Here is an 18512-nt window from a genome sequence, read left to right on the forward strand (position 1 = left end):
ACGACGATGATCGGATTTGTCGATGTCTGACCACTCTCAGGTAGCTCACCCGTCTGTATCGGGCGGTGGCGATCTGGACGCAGCGCTCCCGGCGACGGCCGCTCAGCGTGAGGTGTGGGTTGCTCAGAACGTCGATCCGAGCAGTCCGGTGTACAACATCGGACTTGTCGTCGAGGTCGACGGGACGATCGACGTCGAGCGCGCGGCAGCGGCGATCAAGGCCACAGTCGGACGCGTCGAAGCGCTGTTCGTGCACTTTCGGGTGGATGCTGACAACCAGCTGATCCAGGTGCCGATTCCGGATGCGCGCTGGGACGTGGAAATTCTCGACCTTCGCGCCGAGGCGGATCCCGATTCGACTGCGCAGTCGTGGATGGACACCGATATGGCTCGGGTCTTCGGTGCGGACGATCTGCTGTTCCGCCAGGTGCTTCTGCGAACTGCTGACGACGGAGTCATCTGGTATCAGCGCTATCACCACAGCGTGGTCGACGGGTACGGCATCTCGCTCATCGTCGCCGACGTCGCCGAGCGGTACGACGATCCGGACCTCGAGACTGCGGCGCCGGTGTGGTCGCTCGATGCGGTGGTGGCGGCCGATCTGGAATACCGGAACTCTCCGCGGTTCCTGCTCGACCGTCAGTACTGGGTCGAACGAGTTGAATCAGGACCGGAAGCGACGCGGATTTTGCATGGGCAGGTGGATGACTCGCTGCCGCCGATCGCGGCGATGCTCACGCTCGACGTCGATCGTGCAGCGCAGCTCTATCGCTATGCCGCCGACGCCGGGATTCGGCGAACTCGCCTGCCCATGGCTGCGCTGATCGCGTACATTGCACGAACCACCGGACAGCACGACGTTGTCGTCTCGGTGCCGATGGCCGCTCGGGTGGGTCGCGACATGCGGCGCACTCCCTCGATGGCGTCGACGATTCTGCCGCTCGGTATTCGGGTCGAACGCTCGGAAACCATCGGCCAGTTGGCAACTCGTCTCGATACCGCCTTGATCTCGATACTCAAGCACGGGCGGTACCGGGGAGAGGATCTCGCACGCGACGTGCGAGCAATCGATCCCGACCGCCAGGTCTTCGGTCCCGGCATCAACTCGATGATGTTCGAACACACACTCACCTTCGGCGGCTGCCCGGTGCGCGTGCGTAATTCGGTGACCGGTCGAGTCAGTGACCTGGATCTGAGTGTGCGCGGTGGTCAGGACGGGGAACCGATCGAGATCGACGTCCGCGCCCCGGCCGGATTCGACAGGGAGTTGGCCGATCACACCGCCAGAATCGAACAGTTCCTCGATCGATTCGTGGCCGAGCCGCAGCTTCCGATCTCGGCACTCGACCCCATGTCGCTCGCGGAGCGTGAACTCGTGCTCCACGGGTGGAACGACACCGCAGAACCGCAGCCCGTGACGACGGTGCCGGATTTGTTGCGCAGCAGCTTCTCGGCCGATCGGGGCGCTGTCGCCGTGGTCGACGGCAACGTTCGGCTGACCTACGGCGAGCTCGAAAGTCGGGTATCGCAGCTCGCCGCGCACTTGATCTCGCGCGGTGTCGCATCCGAAACCGTTGTGGCGATCGGCCTTCCGAGATCCGCCGAGATGGTGGTGGGGTTGTTGGCCGTCATGTGCGCCGGCGGCGCCTTCGTGCCACTGGATCCGTCCTGGCCCGCAGAGCGCCGCGAATCGGTCCTCGCCGATGCCGGTGCCACATTGGTGCTCACCTCGGACGGCGTAGACGACTCCGTATTGGTCGATCTCTCCGCGTGGGCATACGAGGACGGGCCTTCGGACCTGTCCGAGATAATGACCTCTGGCATTCGTATTCACGGTGCCCAACTCGCGTACGTCATCTTCACGTCCGGTTCGACCGGACGTCCGAAGGGCGCCATGATCCGCCACGAGGCAATCTGCGCAAGGTTGCTGTGGCAGCGGGAGCGGATTCTCGGGTTCGGGTCCGGCGATGCCTCTCTGTTCAAAGCCCCACTCTCGTTCGACATCTCGATCAACGAGATCCTGCTCCCGCTCGTCTCCGGCGGTCGATTGGTGATCGCGAAGCCAGAGGGGGAACGCGACCCGCAATACCTGCTCGACCTGATCGCCGGAGAATCGGTCACCTTCGTCTACCTGGTCTCGTCCATGCTCGACATCCTTCTGGACCTGGCGAACGAGACCGATCAGCTCGATTCGTTGAAGCACGTGTGGTGCGGCGGTGAGGTTCTCACGCCTGAACTCTTCGATCGGTTCCGTGCCCAACTGTCCACGACGCTGTATCACGGCTACGGGCCGGCGGAAGCGACTATCGGTGTCTCCCATGTGATCTACCGCGAGGACGCGGAACGAATTGCCACATCCATCGGGCGCCCGAACCCCAACACTCGCCTGTACGTGTTGGACGGCGACCTGCAGCCGGTTCCGGTCGGCACCGGCGGCGAACTCTACGCAGCGGGCTTCTTACTGGGGCGCGGATATGTGGGCGCGTCGGCGTTGACCGCGTCTCGTTTTCTCGCAGATCCCTTTGTTTCCGGTGATTTGGCCGGATCCCGGATGTATCGCACCGGTGACTTGGCTCGATGGACCGCCGACGGCACCCTCGACTTCCTGGGGCGCACGGACAATCAGGTGAAGATTCGTGGCATGCGTCTCGAACTCGAAGACGTCGAAGCCGCCGTGATCTCACACCCCGGAGTGCGCCACGTGGCAGTTCTGGTGCGTCAAGCACCCACAGGTGCAAAGTATCTCGCCGCGTACGTGAGTGCAGCGTCGGGGACGAACCTTGCGGTCGACTCACAGGACATTCGCGAGTGGGCGGCGAGCAAGCTGCCCGACTACATGGTCCCGACCACCGTCACTGTCCTCGACGAGTTTCCGCTCACGGCCAACGGCAAGCTCGACCGTCGAGCCCTACCTGAGCCCGATCTCGCCGAACTGAGTGCACACGTCGCCGCGAGAAACGAAGTCGAACAACAATTCTGCAACTTGATCGCGTCGGCGGTAGGTCTCGAATCGGTTGGCGTGACCGACGATTTCTTTGCACTGGGCGGTGACAGCATCGTCGCGATCTCGCTCGTGACCGCGGCTCGTGCAGCCGGTTTGTCGATCAGTCCACGCGAGGTGTTTCAGCTGCGCACCGCCGAGGCGATGGCGCGCGCCCAATCCGGCCGAACGGCTGAGATCGTCGATCATTCGGACGAACCGATCGGTCACGTAGCCACGACGCCCATCGCTGCCAGGGCCCTCGGGACGCCGGACGTAGCACGAACCTTCCATCAGCGAGCGCTGATTCAGACTCCGTCAGCCTTGACGTCCGAGCATGTCGAGGCGGCGCTCGATGCCCTGGTGGCACGCCACGATGGACTTCGTGCGAAGTTGACTTCCGAAGGATCGCTGCTTGTTCCGGCCACCAACGAATTGGCTGTGGTTTTCGAGACCCGTGCATTACCGGTGCCGCTCGAAGAATGCGGACCGCTGATCGTCGCCGAGACCGAGCGAGCCGTCAGGCGTCTGAACCCGGCAGACGGCACGATGGTCAGTGCTGTTCTTTTCACCACTGCGACCGGTCCCGGACGACTGTTGCTTGTCATCCACCACGCGGTCGTCGACGGTGTCTCCTGGCGCATCATCCTCGAAGACCTTGCGCGCGCGGGTATCGCAGCGATACAGGGCGACGAACCCTCACTCGCTCCGGTCGGCACGTCGGTGAGAAGGTACGCCGAACTCGTTTCGGAGGCGGTCGGAGCCGGGCGACTGGACTCGGAGATCGAGTTCTGGGACTCGGTGACTTCCGCACAACAGTCACCTCTCGGCCGTCGGGCACTCGACCCGACAGTTGACCTCGCGCGCACCGCCGCGGCGCGATCGATCACCCTGCCTCCGGAATTCGCCGATCGGTTGTTGGGCAGTGTCCCACGGGCATTCGGGGCCGACGTGAGCGAAGTGCTGATCACCGCATTGGCCGTTGCGCTGAGCAAGTGGAGCGGTGCCTCATCGGTGACGATCGACTTGGAAGGGCACGGACGCGACGAAGACATCGTTCGCGGTGACGGCGCTGCGCACGTCGACCTGACACGTACTGTCGGATGGTTCACCACGGTATTCCCGGTTGTACTCGAAATCGATACAGCCGCTCCGGATCTCGAAGCGAGCGGTGAGTTGGCGGTGGTTCTCAAGAGCGTCAAGGAGCAACTTCGACGCGTCCCGAACGCAGGCTTCGGGTACGGCGCATTGCGATACCTCGGCAGCTCGGATCAGTTGCGCAGCGTCGCAGCACCCGAGGTGGTGCTCAACTATCTGGGGCGCACTGCAGTTGCAGAGGGGGACTGGTTCCCGGTGTCGATGGACGGCGCTGCCGATCCGTCCATGCCGTTGGGTCACGCGTTGTCTGTCGACGTCGTAGCCGAGGAAGCGGCCGGTGGGCCACGACTGAGGGCCACTCTGACCTGGGCGTCGAATATCTTCCTGCGTAGCGATATCGACAGGTTTGCGCGGTTGTGGCTGGACTCGCTCAAGGCCGTGTCCGGGCTCGCAGCCTTCGGCGGCGCGACACCGTCCGACTACCCTCTGGTGGCGCTCACTCAGGCCGATGTGGACGGGTTGCCGAAGGCAGAAGAGATTCTCCCGCTCACTCCGTTGCAGGAAGGGATCTACTTCCATTCGGCTTTTGCCGATCCGGGGGCTGATCAGTATGTCGTGCAACAGGTCGTGGAGCTGACCGGCGCCGTGGACAGCGCGGCTCTGCGCCGTGCGCTGCAATCCGTCGTGGATCGACACGAGGCGCTGCGCACCGGATTCTCGGTCCTGGGCGACGGCCGGGTCGTGCAGGTGGTGCACCCGAGCGTCGTCGTGGAGATGGCAGTAGTCACGGATGCCGGCGCCGACGTGGATGAACTGCTTTCCGCCGACCGCGCGCGCGGGTTCGACGTCGCGCAGCCGCCGCTCGTCCGTTACACACTGCTCCGTGCCTCTTCGGAGAAGTACCTTCTGCTGCAGTCGATTCACCATGCGGTTGCAGACGGATGGTCGGTCCCGGTGATGCTGCGGGAGCTGATGGCGTCGTACAGCGTTGCCGATTCCGGCGTCGTGCTCCCGAACCCGGCGCCGTACCGCAGCTACCTCGAATGGTTGGCCGGCCACGATCACGAGGCTTCGACAGCGGTGTGGAGAAAAGCACTGAACTCTCCCGGGCCCGCGGTCGAACTTCCCGCGCCGAGCGCGGGCAGCAGCGGTGTCCATGCTACCCGAGTCGGGCTGTCCGACAGTGATACTCGCGCGCTGTCGACCACCGGACGCTCCTACGGTTTGACGCTGAGCACGCTCGTGCACGGCGCCTGGGGACTGGTGCTCGGCCGAATGACCGGCCGAACAGACGTGCTGTTCGGATCAACCGTATCGGGACGCGGTGGAGACCTGCCCGGCATCGAGTCCATGGTGGGCTTGTTCATCAACACTGTGCCGGCTCGGTTGCGGTTCGATCCGGCAGAGACAGCCGCGCAAGCACTTTCTCGTTGGCAGAGGGAACAATCGGAACTACTCGACCATCAGTACCTGGGGCTACCGGAACTGCGGCGGACCGGCGGACTGGAGCAGAACTTCGAATCACTGGTCGTGTTCGAGAACTATCCACTCGGTGACACGGCAATCGCTGATCCGACGAACTCGGTGAGACTGACGGGAATTCGATTCGACGAGCGACCGGCCTACCCGCTGACCCTGATCGTCGTCCCCGGCGATCAATTGGCGTTGGAGCTCAAGTACGACACTGCTCAGGTGGACGGCGATGCCGCTGCGTCGCTGGCGGAAGCTCTCGCAGTCGTGCTAGCAGAACTCTCTCGGGATCTCGACCAGGTCATCGGCCGGATCGCGCTGGCACCCGCACAGCCCGGGAGCGTCGGCAAGGCCTTGGATCGGCCGCGCGCAACGCTGACCGAGCTGCTGCAGGATCAAGCCGGGCGTACGCCCGAAGCCACCGCAGTGATTTTCCGTGAAGAGTCGTTGACCTACGCCGAACTTCACTCTCGCGCTGATCGTTTTGCGCATCTGCTGCACGAACGTGGCGTCGGACGCGAATCATTGGTGGCGGTTGCCTTGCCGCGCTCGGTCGATCTGATGGTTGCGATACTCGGCATCGGGAAGGCCGGGGGAGCATACGTTCCGCTCGACACCGGCTATCCGGCGGAGCGGCTGACGTACATGCTGGACGACGCCGATCCGGTGTGCGTCGTGGTGTCGGAAGATTCTTCACTCGATTCGGGTTCGGTTCCGCGGGTGACGGTATCGGAGTCGGCGCAGTTCCCAGCCGAACCGCTGAGCGTCCCAGGATCGCCCGCGGATGCCGCGTACATGATCTACACCTCGGGTTCGACCGGTCGTCCCAAAGGCGTTGTGGTCACCAACGAGGGTGTGGTCAACCGATTGCTCTGGGCACAGCAGATACGTCCGCTGGACTTCTCCGACCGGATGCTGCAGAAGACCCCGTCGAGTTTTGACGTCTCCGTCCCCGAATTCTTCTGGCCGTTCCTGGTGGGGGCAACTCTGGTGATGGCCGAGCCGGACGGGCACAAGGATCCGGGCTATCTGGCCGACGTCATCGTCGAACATTCCGTGACCCGAGTGCATTTTGTTCCGTCGATGCTGGAAGTTTTTCTTGCGGAGCCAAAAGCAGCACTGTGCTCTTCCCTGGAGATCGTCAACTGCAGCGGTGAGGCACTGCCCGTTCACGTTGCACGCAAGGTTGCCGAGATCCTGCCGAACGTTCTGGTGGACAACCTCTACGGCCCCACCGAGGCCGCCGTCGACGTCAGTTGGCAGCCGTCGGTGCAGGAAACTCCGGCAGACGCGGTCAGTGTCCCGATCGGCGAACCCGCCGCCAATACCGGCCTGTTCGTTCTCGATCCGTATCTGCAGAACGTTCCGGCCGGTGCCACCGGTGAGCTGTATCTGGCTGGACCACAACTGGCGCGTGGTTACAACGGACGTGGGGGATTGACCTCCGAAAGATTTGTGGCGAATCCGTACAGCGACGGCGGCTCGCGGATGTACCGGACCGGTGACATCGTGCGGTGGAATGCCGACGGCGTTCTCGAGTACCTCGGCCGTGTCGACGAGCAGGTGAAGGTTCGTGGATTCCGCATCGAGCTCGGTGAAATCGAAGCGCAGTTGGCATTGTGCCCCGGAGTCTCGGCAAGTGCCGTGATCGTCCGAACCGACGGTCCGAGTAACCGCGCACAGGTGGTCGCCTATCTGGTCGGAGATGCTGATGACGCTGCGGTTCGAGGGCAGTTGTTGTCGGTGCTGCCGGAGTTCATGGTGCCAAGCGCGTTCGTGCGGCTCGAGTCGTTGCCGCTGAGCCCGAGTGGCAAGCTCGACCGAAAAGCCCTACCGGCACCGGATTTCGCGGCACAGGTGGGCGAAACGACGGGAGTAGTTTCCTCGGGCGTTGCCGACCTGCTCGCCAGGCATTTCGCGACAGTTCTCGGCCTGCCACGCGTCGGGGCACGCGACGACTTCTTCACTCTCGGCGGCGACAGTATCCTGGCGATCCGACTGGTCAACCTGGCTCGTCGTGATTCGGTAGTACTGACCCCGCGTCAGATCTTCGAATTGCGCACTCCCGCTGCGATCGCCGCAGCGGTGGGTGATGTCGCCACGTCGGTTGCCACCGTCACGGCCGACATCGGCGTGGGTGAGCTGGTTCCGCTGCCGGTGGTGCACCGCTTGTCCGAATGGACGGGTGGTACCGATCGCTTCAACCAGGCAGTTCTGATCCACTCTCCGGCAACATCTCTCGATTCGATCACCGGCGCATTGCAGGCCGTGCTCGATCACCACGACGGACTTCGCCAAACCTTGATCCGACATGACCGCGGAATGTGGTCGGCGCGGATCGAGGAACCCGGCAGTATCCGGGCAGCGAACCTTGTCGAACGCGTTGATGCTCGGGGACTGGATGACACCGAGTTGCGGACGCTCATCACCGAACGTTCCGAGTGTGCGACCAGTCGTTTGGATCCGTCTGCAGGACGGATGGTCTCGGTGGTCTGGTTCGATTGTGGCGCTGATAATCTGGGCCGACTCGCGATAGTCGCGCACCATCTGGTCGTGGACGGGGTTTCGTGGGGAACCCTGCTCGAGGATCTCGCGATGGCCTGGGTGGCCGTCGAGGCCGGAGAGCCCGCAGCATTGGACGCCGTCGGAACTTCGCTGCGTACCTTCTCCCGCACGGTGGCCGAACACGCAAGCAGTGCTCATCGATTTGCCGAACTCGATCACTGGTTGACCGTGACCGCTCCGGGCGCGGAGTTGATCCCCGGTACCGCGAGCTATGCCGTTGTATCCGGAGGCGCGAGGCGCACGGTCACGGTGGACGGAGCAATCTCCGAGGCGGCACTCGGAACGGTTGCGGCAATGCTGGGTGCCGAGGGAACGGATGTTCTGTTGGCTGCGTTGGTGATGTCGGTCGAGCGCTGGCGTCGTTCCACCGGTCGCAGTGAGCGCGAACTGCTGGTCGATCTCGAAAGGCACGGCCGCGAGGAATTGGTACCCGGGACCGATCTGTCGCGAACAGTCGGCTGGTTCACCACGATTGCCCCGATGCGACTGCTCGGCGGAACCGACCCGGTGGACACGCTGCGCGAGGTGAAGGAGAGCCTGCGGGCGGCTCCGGACGGCGGTATCGGCTACGGGATGTTGCGGTACGTGAATGCACGTACGGCATCGAGATTGGCGGGGCGCTCCGAATCTCAGATCCTGTTCAATTATCTCGGACGTACGACGACAGCTGGATCGACAGCATGGTCCCTGGCAGCGGAATCCGAAGCCATGTCCACCGATCCCGACGCAGACATGGGAGGTCCGTATCGGCTGATCGTGAATGTCGTCAGCGTGGATTCGGAACTCCGTGCCGACTTCGCCTGGGCAAGTGAAGATTTGTCCGAGGAGGATGCGCAGTCACTCTCCGACGGCTGGGTTTCGGCGCTCGGCGATCTGGCGGCTGCGGCCGCGGAGCATGACGGGCCTCCCATCCTGACCCCGTCCGATGTGCCGTTGCTCGACCTGAGTCAGGCCGAGATCGACGCGATATCCGATGCGAGCCCGGCGGGTGTCAGTAGCATCCTCCCACTCTCACCGTTGCAGGAAGGCCTGTACTTCCAAGCCGGCTACGCAGGCAGCAGCGACAGCCGCAGTGGTATCTACACGGCACAGTTCTCGATGGACTTCGGGCACACCCTCGATGTCGACAGGTTGGCTGCGGCCGCCCGGACACTTCAACGACGAAATCCCACGTTGCGAGCGGGATTCGTGAGCGAAGGACTGAACGAGCCTGCGCAGTTCTTCAGTGCGGGACTCGATGTTCCCGTCGCCGTCCACGATCTCCGTGAACTCGACGACTCGGCTGCTCGTGAGCGCGCCGAGGCCGTCGCCGCCCAAGACAGAGTGACTCCATTCGACCTGACCGCGCCGCCGCTGTGGCGTATGAGCGTGCTGCATCTGCCCGGCGGACATGATCGACTGGTGATCAACCGGCAGTTCCTGTTGTGGGACGGCTGGTCCAACGGCCTTGTCGTCAGCCAGCTTCTGGCGCTGTACGACACCGGCGGGGACGACAGCGCATTCGGCGAACCCGAGGGGTCGTTCGAGGCCTACCTCGCCTGGTTGGCCGACCGCGACGGTGCAGCCGCCGACGCGGGGTGGCGCGGAGCGCTCGCAGGACTCGAGGAGCCGACGCTTGTTGCCGAGCCTGCGCCCGGCGTCGAACCTCAGCTTCCGGATCGCCGCGATGCGGTTCTGTCGGAATCGCTTTCGCGTGCATTGCGTGAGCGCGCTGCCGCGTCCGGCGTCACGTTCAATACGGTACTGAACGCAGCGCTGGCTCTGGTGCTGGCGTCGGCCACCGGTCGACAGGACGTCGTCTTCGGCTCCACGGTTGCCGGAAGGCCACCGGAGGTGCCGGGAATCGACACCGTGGTGGGCATGTTCCTCAACACCGTTCCCGTTCGGCTGCAACTGGATCCGAACGAGAGCGTCGAGGAACTTCTTCGCCGAACGCAGGCGGATCGTCTTTCGCTGATGCCATTTGACTACCTCGGATTGGCCTCGATCCAACGTGTTTCCGAGCATCGTCAACTGTTCGACGTGCTGATGGTCCTGCAGAACTTCGTGGACGAGAAGCAGGTCGACGCACTCAATGCCGCACACGACGTGAGCGGCAGCGACAGTATCGATCACACGCACTATCCGCTGACCGTGGTTGTCACCCCGGGTACCACCGTCAACGTCAAGTTCGAGTTCCATCCGCATCTGGTGACCGCGCGCCGAGCCGAGGACCTGCTCGGTCACTTCGTCGACCTGCTCCAGAGTTGGTCGCAGGATATGACAGGTTCGGTCGTTGCGACGCCGATTCCCGCGGTAGCGCAGCAGACGCAGATCCGAGAGTTGCCGGAGCGCACCATTGCCGACCTGTTCGAAGAGGTGGCGTCGGCGCAACCGAACGACACGGCACTCGTGTTCGGGAAGCGTCGGATGACCTACGCCGATCTCGACGGCGAGATCAATCGGATGGCGCGGTTGCTGATCAACTACGGCGCCGGGCCGGAAAAGATCGTGGCTCTTGGTCTGCCGCGCTCGGTGGACATGGTCGTCGCGCTCTTCGCCGTATTGCGCACGGGCGCTGCCTACCTACCCCTCGAACTCGACCATCCGGCCGAACGGTTGGCCGTGATGATCGACGACGCGGATCCGGTCGTGTTGCTGACAACCGTTGCCGCCGCATCGAAATTCGAAGGCGCGGACGTCCGCACCGCGGACATTCGGACCATCGTGCTCGACGAGCCGGACACTGCGGCAAGGCGACTGACGATCTCGGCGCGGGCACTCTCCGCGGCGGAACTCGGAGCATTCGCCCCGGGAGCACCGCATCGGCTCGACCACCCCGCGTACGTCATCTACACCTCCGGTTCGACCGGCAAGCCCAAGGGCGTGGTCACCGGTTACCGCGGCTTGACGAACATGCAGTTCAACCACCGCGAGGCGATCTTCGAACCGGTGATCGCCGCGACGGGCCGGCGCCTGCGGATCGCGCACACCGTGTCCTTCGCCTTCGACATGTCGTGGGAGGAACTTCTGTGGCTCGTGGAAGGTCACGAGGTCCACATCTGTGACGAGGATCTGCGTCGTGATGCCGAGGCGCTCGTTGCTTACTGCGACGCACAGGAAATCGACGTCGTCAACGTGACACCGACCTACGCGACGCACCTGATCGACAGCGGGCTGCTCGACGACGCTGTGGGACAACACCGTCCGCCGCTGGTCCTGCTCGGTGGTGAAGCCGTTCCGGATTCGGTGTGGAACAGGCTGCGCGAGACCGAGGGAACCGTGGGCTACAACCTCTACGGTCCGACGGAATACACGATCAACACTCTCGGCGGCGGAACGGCCGACAGTGACACCCCGACGGTCGGCAAGCCGATCTGGAACACCGCCGCGCACATTCTCGACGGCTGGCTGCGACCGGTCCCCGATGGAGTTGCCGGCGAACTGTACATTGCCGGAGCCGGTTTGGCTCGCGGCTACCTCGGACGCTTTGCGCTCACGTCCGAGCGCTTTGTCGCAGAACCGGCCGGGACCGGAGAACGTATGTACCGCACCGGGGATCTGGTGCGGCGACGCGCTGACGGCAACCTGGACTTCCTGGGCCGCACCGACGACCAGGTGAAGATCAGAGGTCACCGCATCGAGCCGAGCGAAATCGTCTCCGTTCTCGAATCCGACGAGCACGTGCGGCAAGCAGCGGTCGTGGTCGACGTCGGGGCGGGCGGAGTCAAGAGACTCGTCGGCTACGTGACGCCCGTGCAGCTCGGCGCCGCGCACGACTACCGCGCGCAGGCGCGAGTTCTCCTACCCGACTACATGGTTCCGGCCGTGGTGATCGAGGTGGAGTCTCTACCGATGACCGTCAACGGCAAGCTCGACGTCAAGGCACTGCCCACGGCCGATTCGGTGCTGGGGGAGCGGAGTGGGGAGTCGATTGCACCGCGTAACCACACGGAAGAGGTTCTCTGTGAGCTCTTCTCCGACGTACTCGATGTGGACGACATCGGTGTCGACGACAACTTCTTCGACCTCGGTGGGCACTCGCTTCTGGCCACCAAACTGATCAGTCGAGCTCGGATCGCCATTCCGAACAGTCTGACCATGCGTGATCTCTTCGAAGCGCCCACCGTCGCGGAACTCGCGGAACGGATTGTGGCCGAGCAGGGATCGACGCGACCGATGCTGGTAGCGAAGCCGCGGCCGGACCACCTTCCACTTTCTGCCGCTCAACAGCGTTTGTGGCTGATCGGACAGATGGAAGAGAACTCCGCGGCCTACAACTTCCCGATCGTGCTCCGCTTGGACAGTGCATTGGACGCGGACGTCTTCGCCGCGGCGCTGGGTGACGTCGTTGGACGACACGAATCCTTGCGTACGGTGTTCCGGTTGGTGGACGGAACACCGGAACAGATAATTCTCGAATCGGCGAAGGTTCCGGTCGAGACAGTTCTTTCACGGGAATCCGGTGTCGCCGGCGAAGTTGCAGTGGCAGTGGGCCGTCCGTTCGACCTTTCGAACGAGATTCCGATTCGCGCCCGTCTGATCCGAGTAGACGGTGCCGTAATCGTCGTGATCGTCCTGCATCACATCACAACGGACGAATGGTCCGATCGGCCGTTCCTGCGCGATCTGATGTCTGCCTACTCCTCTCGGATTCAGGGCGAGGAGCCAGCGTTCGAACCGCTACCGGTTCAGTACGCGGACTACACCCTGTGGCAACGGGAATTACTCGGCAGCGCCGACGATCCGTCGAGTGTCCTGAGCACGCAGTTGGACTTCTGGGCGAAGAGTTTGGACGGAGCCCCCGAAGAACTGCTGCTTCCCACCGACCGGAGCCGACCGGCCAGACCGAGTTTCTCCGGTGGCGCAGTGGTAACGCGGTTGGGTGTGGACACAACTGCCGCACTGCGAGACCTGGCGCGCGAGAGCCAGAGTTCGATGTTCATGGTCCTGCACGCGGCGTCGGCGGCGTTGCTGACTGCGCTCGGAGCGGGTGAGGACCTTCCCCTCGGCGCTCCCGTAGCCGGACGTAGTGAACAGGGGCTTGACGACTTGGTCGGCTTCTTCGTCAATACGATTGTGCTGCGCACGGATACGTCGGGTAACCCGACGTTCCGGGAGTTGGTGGAACGCGTTCGCGAGGGAGACCTCGAGGCCTTCGCCAACGCCGATGTTCCCTTCGAAACTGTGGTGGAACGCCTCAATCCGTCGCGCACCTTGGCACGCAACCCGCTATTCCAGGTCATGGTCGGCTATCACAGCCGCGAGGAGATGGGCGGGGATCCGTTCGAACTCGAGGAGTACACAGCCAAGTTCGATCTGGTGTTCAACTTCACCGAGTACCTCGCCGACGAAGGCTGCATCGACGTCCGACTCGAGTACGGCAGCGACCTCTTCGATCGCGAAACAGCACAGCGCATTTCGAACCGATTGGAATCGGTGATCGCGGCAGTCGTGGAATCGGCCGACATTGAGATCGGCGACATCGACATCTTCTTGCCAGGCGAACTCGAGCAAGTTGTCACCTCGTTCAACGACACCGCCGTCGACGTGCCGGAGGAAACGTTCTACGACGCCTTCGCGCGTGGGGTCGCTGATACACCCGAGGCGATTGCGGTGCGCGACGAGGCGGGGCAGGCCACGTACCGCGAGCTCTCCGAGCAATGTGATCGGATAGCCGGCGTGCTGTATCGGCGCGGGGTCTCGGTCGAAGACGTGGTGGGACTTGCCGTCCCGCGTTCGGTGGAGATGGTCGCCTCGGTCCTCGCCGTGCTCAAGCTGGGGGCAGCGTATCTACCCCTGGATCTGAGCCACCCGAGCGAGCGCATCGCCTACATGCTCACCGATTCTCGCACGTCGGTACTACTGTCCACCTCGGAGGAAAGCTCTCGGATCGAGGATGTGGCCGGCGTCGAGCGAATCCTCTTGGACGGTCCGCTGATACGTGCGGAACTGGAAGAGGCAGCGATCGTCGAAACTCCCAGGCCACCAGTTGGCGTCAACCACGCGGCCTATGTCATCTACACATCGGGATCGACCGGCAAGCCGAAGGGCGCCGTCCTTTCTCATGACGGTATTCCGAGTCTTGTTGCGACAGCCGAGGTTCGGATGCGACTGGTACCGGGTTCGGTGGTGATGCAGTTCGCTTCGGTCGGCTTCGACGTTGCGGTATTCGAATTGGCGATGGCTCTGTGCACGAGCAGCACCCTGGTGATCGTGCCGCAGAGCGCACGAGTGGCCGGCCCGGCGTTGACCGATTTCATGACGAGCAATCGCGTGACTCATGCAATCATCCCTCCCTCGTTGCTGGCCGCCCTGCCGGCGGGATGTGAAGTACCGCAGGGTTGCACGGTGTTGGTCGGAACCGAGACGGTTCCGCCCGAGCTGATCGGGCGATGGGCGGAGCGGCTGAATTTGCTTGCCGCATACGGACTCACCGAAGCCACGGTGAACAACACACTGTGGCAGGCGGAACCCGGTTGGAACGGTGCTGTGCCCATCGGAGTCCCAGACCCCAACGAACAGGCGTACGTGCTCGACGATCAACTGCGTCCGGTTCCGCCGGGAGTATCCGGCGAGCTGTACATCGCGGGACGCGGCCTGGCGAGAGGCTACCTGGGCCGATTCGATCTGACGGCACAGAGATTCATCGCCGATCCCTTCACCGCGGGCGATCGCATGTATCGCACCGGCGACCGAGCGCGGTGGCGCTCGGACGGAAACATCGACTTCCTCGGCCGCGTGGACGATCAGGTCAAGATTCGCGGTTTCCGAATCGAATTGGGTGAAATCATCGGAGCTCTCAGTGCCCATCCTTCGGTGAAGCAGGCAACGGTCGTCGCGGATCGGCAGGGCGAAATCACGCGCCTGGTCGGTTACGTGTCACCCGCACCCGGTGCTGTGGTGGACACGACGGCAGTGCGAAATCTCGCTGCAATGTCGTTGCCCGACTACATGGTCCCGACCATGGTTGTCGCTCTCGATGGTCCGCTGCCGTTGACGCCCAACGGAAAGCTCGACCGTAAGGCGTTGCCCGCTCCGGACTGGTCGGAGTTGGCGGGTGATGTTGCTCCTCGCTCTGCCGTGGAGTCCACGGTTGCAACTGCCTTCGCGGAGATATTGCAACTCCCGAGCGTCGGAGTCCACGACAGTTTCTTCGAACTCGGTGGGCATTCGATGGCTTCGATGAAACTGGTCGGTCGCATTCGTGAAGCGTTCGGCGTGGACGTCAGTATTCGAGACGTGTTCGACGCACCGAGCGTTGCGGAGTTGGCGGCAGTCGTTGCGCGTTCGGAGGGTGGACGCCCGGTCCTGGCGCCGGCGGCGAGGCGTCCGGAGACTATGGGTCTGTCTGCGCCGCAACGTCGTCAGTGGGAGTTGTTCCGCGCAGCCGGCGAGCACCCGCAAGCAAGCCACGCTCTGGCGCTGACCCTGAAATCGAAGATCGATCCGGAGATTCTCGGGCATGCCTTGGACGATGCGACGTCGCGGCACGAACCCCTGCGGACCACCTTCGTCGAGGTCGACGGCATCGTCGTGGCAAGAGAATCGGTGCGGCCGACTGTCGATGTGGTCGATGTCGGCGCCGGCGATGTGGGTCGAGTGGTGTTCGAACTGGCTCAACTTCCGATGGATCTGCGTGAGCAATCGCCGTTGCGGGTTCATCTGGTGCTCGGTGAAGACGGCTCTCGGACACTGCTTCTCGTCATGCACTACATCGCCGTCGACGAGTGGTCCGTAGTGCCGCTGCTGGGAGATCTGGTCTCTGCTTATGCAGCCAGGTCGCAGGGAGATCAACCGGTCTGGGACGAGCTTGCGTTGACGTACGCCGACTACACCGTGTGGTCGGACGAGCTGTTGGGAGACCCCCTGGACGTCGACAGCCGTGCGTCGAAGCAACTTGCGTACTGGCAGGATGCGCTCGACGGAATACCGACCAGTGTGAATCTTCCGTTGCCGGAAGATGACTCGGAACCTCGGGGTGACGTGGTCTCTGTCGACATCGACGCGGATCTGCACGCCAGAATCGACGCGCTGGCTGCGCGCACCGGGACGAGCATGTTCATGGTCCTTCAGGCTGCGCTGGCAGCCGTTCTCACGAAGGCTGGGGCGGGTACCGATCTTCCGATCGGTTCATTGGTTGCGGGCAGGTCGGATCCCCGTCTCGAACCGATGATCGGATCCTTCTTCAATGTTGTTCTCCTGCGCACGGATACGTCCGGTAGTCCGACGTTTGCAGAATTGCTCGGTCGGGTGAGGGAAGGCAACCTGGAAGCGCTGAGCAATCAGGACGTCTCATATGTGTATGTCGAGCAGGCTCTGGGTAATCCGGCGTCCATGAGACCTCAGGTGATGGTGATCCATCACCAACAGGCGGATTTGGACGGGCTCGGCGACTTCGGTTCTCTCGTACCGATTCCGGTGGGAGTGCCCGATGCGGATTTGACGTTGAGTTTTTACGAGCCGGTGGGCGAAGGGCCTGTTTTTGCAACTCTCGGGTTCCGCGCCGACCGCGTCGATGCGGGCGCGGTCCGTGAATGGGCAGGTCAGCTGGTCGACGTGATCGAGGCTGCGGCCATCGCCGAAGGGGATGACGTGAGTGAAGGGGCGAAACTATGACATACGTCGCATCGCTCCGCGGGGTCGACCGCTATACGGGGGCTCACAGTATTGATACCCTCACCTCATTAAGGGTAGCCTTTGCTACTTACTTCGGGACATCGATTGGCGACCTTATCAGGTCGTCCCGTCGGGGATGGACTACCTGTAATGAGTGAATCACCGAGAGACTCCAGCGCCGAACCCGCCGTGGTCGACATCGTCGGCGTCGGGTTCGGTCCGGCCAACCTCGCGTTGGCCATCGCTGTCGAAGAACACAATGCAAATTGTGCAGCCGTTGATCGGGTGAATGCGCGGTTCTTCGAAAAGCAGTCTCAGTTCGCGTGGCATCCCGGGATGCTGCTCGACGGTGCCACGATGCAGATCGCGTTTCCGAAGGACCTGGTGACGTTCCGTAACCCACAGAGCGGATACAGCTTCTTCTCGTATCTGTTCGAGCAGGGGCGGCTGGTCGACTTCGTCAACCACCAGACCTTCTTTCCCACGCGCCACGAGTTCAACGACTATCTGTGCTGGGCAGCTCGACGAGTCGACGCGGATGTGCAGTTCGGTACAACCGTCGACGGGGTCGAGGGCATCAAGAACTCCGACGGCGTTGTCGATCGCTTTGCGGTCCGCACAGCCGACGGTGAAACGGTGATCGCGCGCAACATCGTCGTCGGAGCCGGACTGAAAGAGCGGATCCCGGAATGGGCAACGCCGTCGTCCCGGTGCTTCCACAATCACCAGTTCCTCTTCCACCTCGAAGCGATGCCCGAGCCCGTGCACAACAGGTTCGTTGTTCTCGGCGCCGGTCAGAGTGCCGCGGAGATCGTCGACTACCTGCACGCGAACTACCCGAACGCCGAAGTCCACAGTGTTTTTGCCCGGTACGGCTACAGCCCGGCAGACGACAGCCCGTACGCCAATCGCATCTTCGATCCCGAAGCCGTCGATCAACTGCACGGCGCCGACGCCGCGGAACGACGTCGACTTCTCGATCTGCACCGCAGTACCAATTACTCGGTCGTCGACATCGAACTGATCAACAAGCTCTATGCCACCGAGTATCAGGAGATGGTTCGCGGGCCGCGGCGACTGTTCATGCGTCGGGCTTCGGAGATCACGAGTGCCGTGGAGACCGAATCCGGCATCGAACTGGCCGTCCGCAGCAACCTCGACGGCTTGACCGACACGCTGTCGTGCGACGCACTCATTCTGGCCACGGGTTTCACCCCGGCGCCGCTGGACAATTTGTTGGGTGAACTCGTGCCGGATTCGTCCGTTCCGCGTAACGTCAGTCGGGATTATCGACTGGCTGTAACGGAGGACGTGACAGGCGGTATCTATCTGCAGGGTGGGACAGAACAGACTCACGGATTGACGTCGTCGCTGCTGTCGAACGTGGCAGTGCGGGCGGGGGAGATTCTGGCGTCGGTGCTGAGCCACCAGAACCGAACTGGTGCGCTTGCTAGTCTGGGCGCACAAGACACGTACGTAACGAGTGAGGCGAGATGAGCACTAACCCTTTCGATGACGAAGACGGCCGCTTCTACGTGCTGGTGAACGACGAGGACCAGCACTCGCTGTGGCCCACGTTTTCCGAGGTCCCCGCCGGCTGGCGCGTGGTGTTCGGTGAAGACAGCCGCAAGGCGTGCCTCGAATACGTCGAGGCGAACTGGACCGACATGCGTCCGAAGAGCCTGCGCGAGGCAATGGAAGCCGATCAGGCTGCCGGCGGAAAGCACGCAGTCGAGAGCTGATTCTCTCGCTGCTCGGAAACCCCCGAGTGAACCGAAAGAGCTGGGCACCGTCAGGTGCC

Annotated in this window: 3 protein-coding genes; all 3 read left to right on the forward strand. The window is 63.1% G+C overall.

Annotation, left to right across the window (positions count from 1 at the left end):
• The first annotated feature begins 22 nt into the window (after positions 1–22).
• The 3 genes from H7C86_RS08420 (at position 23) to H7C86_RS08430 (ending at position 18453) form a co-directional block, all read left to right on the forward strand.
• The gene (locus H7C86_RS08420) at positions 23–16711 is read left to right on the forward strand and encodes a non-ribosomal peptide synthetase (RefSeq protein WP_182261396.1); all 16689 of its coding nucleotides are present in this window, start codon (positions 23–25) and stop codon (positions 16709–16711) included.
• Positions 16712–16861: 150 nt separating this feature from the next.
• A complete protein-coding gene (locus tag H7C86_RS08425; protein ID WP_019747015.1) occupies positions 16862–18208 on the forward strand; it encodes a lysine N(6)-hydroxylase/L-ornithine N(5)-oxygenase family protein in 1347 nt (448 codons plus the stop codon).
• Entirely contained in the window at positions 18205–18453 is a 249-nt protein-coding gene (locus H7C86_RS08430) for an MbtH family protein (protein ID WP_003945538.1), read from the forward strand. Before H7C86_RS08425 ends, H7C86_RS08430 begins: the two co-directional genes overlap by 4 nt.
• Positions 18454–18512: the final 59 nt, after the last annotated feature.

Origin of the sequence: Rhodococcus sp. UFZ-B548, from assembly GCF_903819475.1 — a bacterium.
Taxonomy (GTDB): domain Bacteria; phylum Actinomycetota; class Actinomycetes; order Mycobacteriales; family Mycobacteriaceae; genus Rhodococcus_F; species Rhodococcus_F erythropolis.

Excerpts from the sequence above, each read along its gene's own strand:
- H7C86_RS08420 (WP_182261396.1), top strand. The coding sequence starts at position 23 with ATGTCTGACCACTCTCAGGTAGCTCACCCGTCTGTATCGGGCGGTGGC.
- H7C86_RS08425 (WP_019747015.1), top strand. The coding sequence starts at position 16,862 with ATGAGTGAATCACCGAGAGACTCCAGCGCCGAACCCGCCGTGGTCGAC.
- H7C86_RS08430 (WP_003945538.1), top strand. The coding sequence starts at position 18,205 with ATGAGCACTAACCCTTTCGATGACGAAGACGGCCGCTTCTACGTGCTG.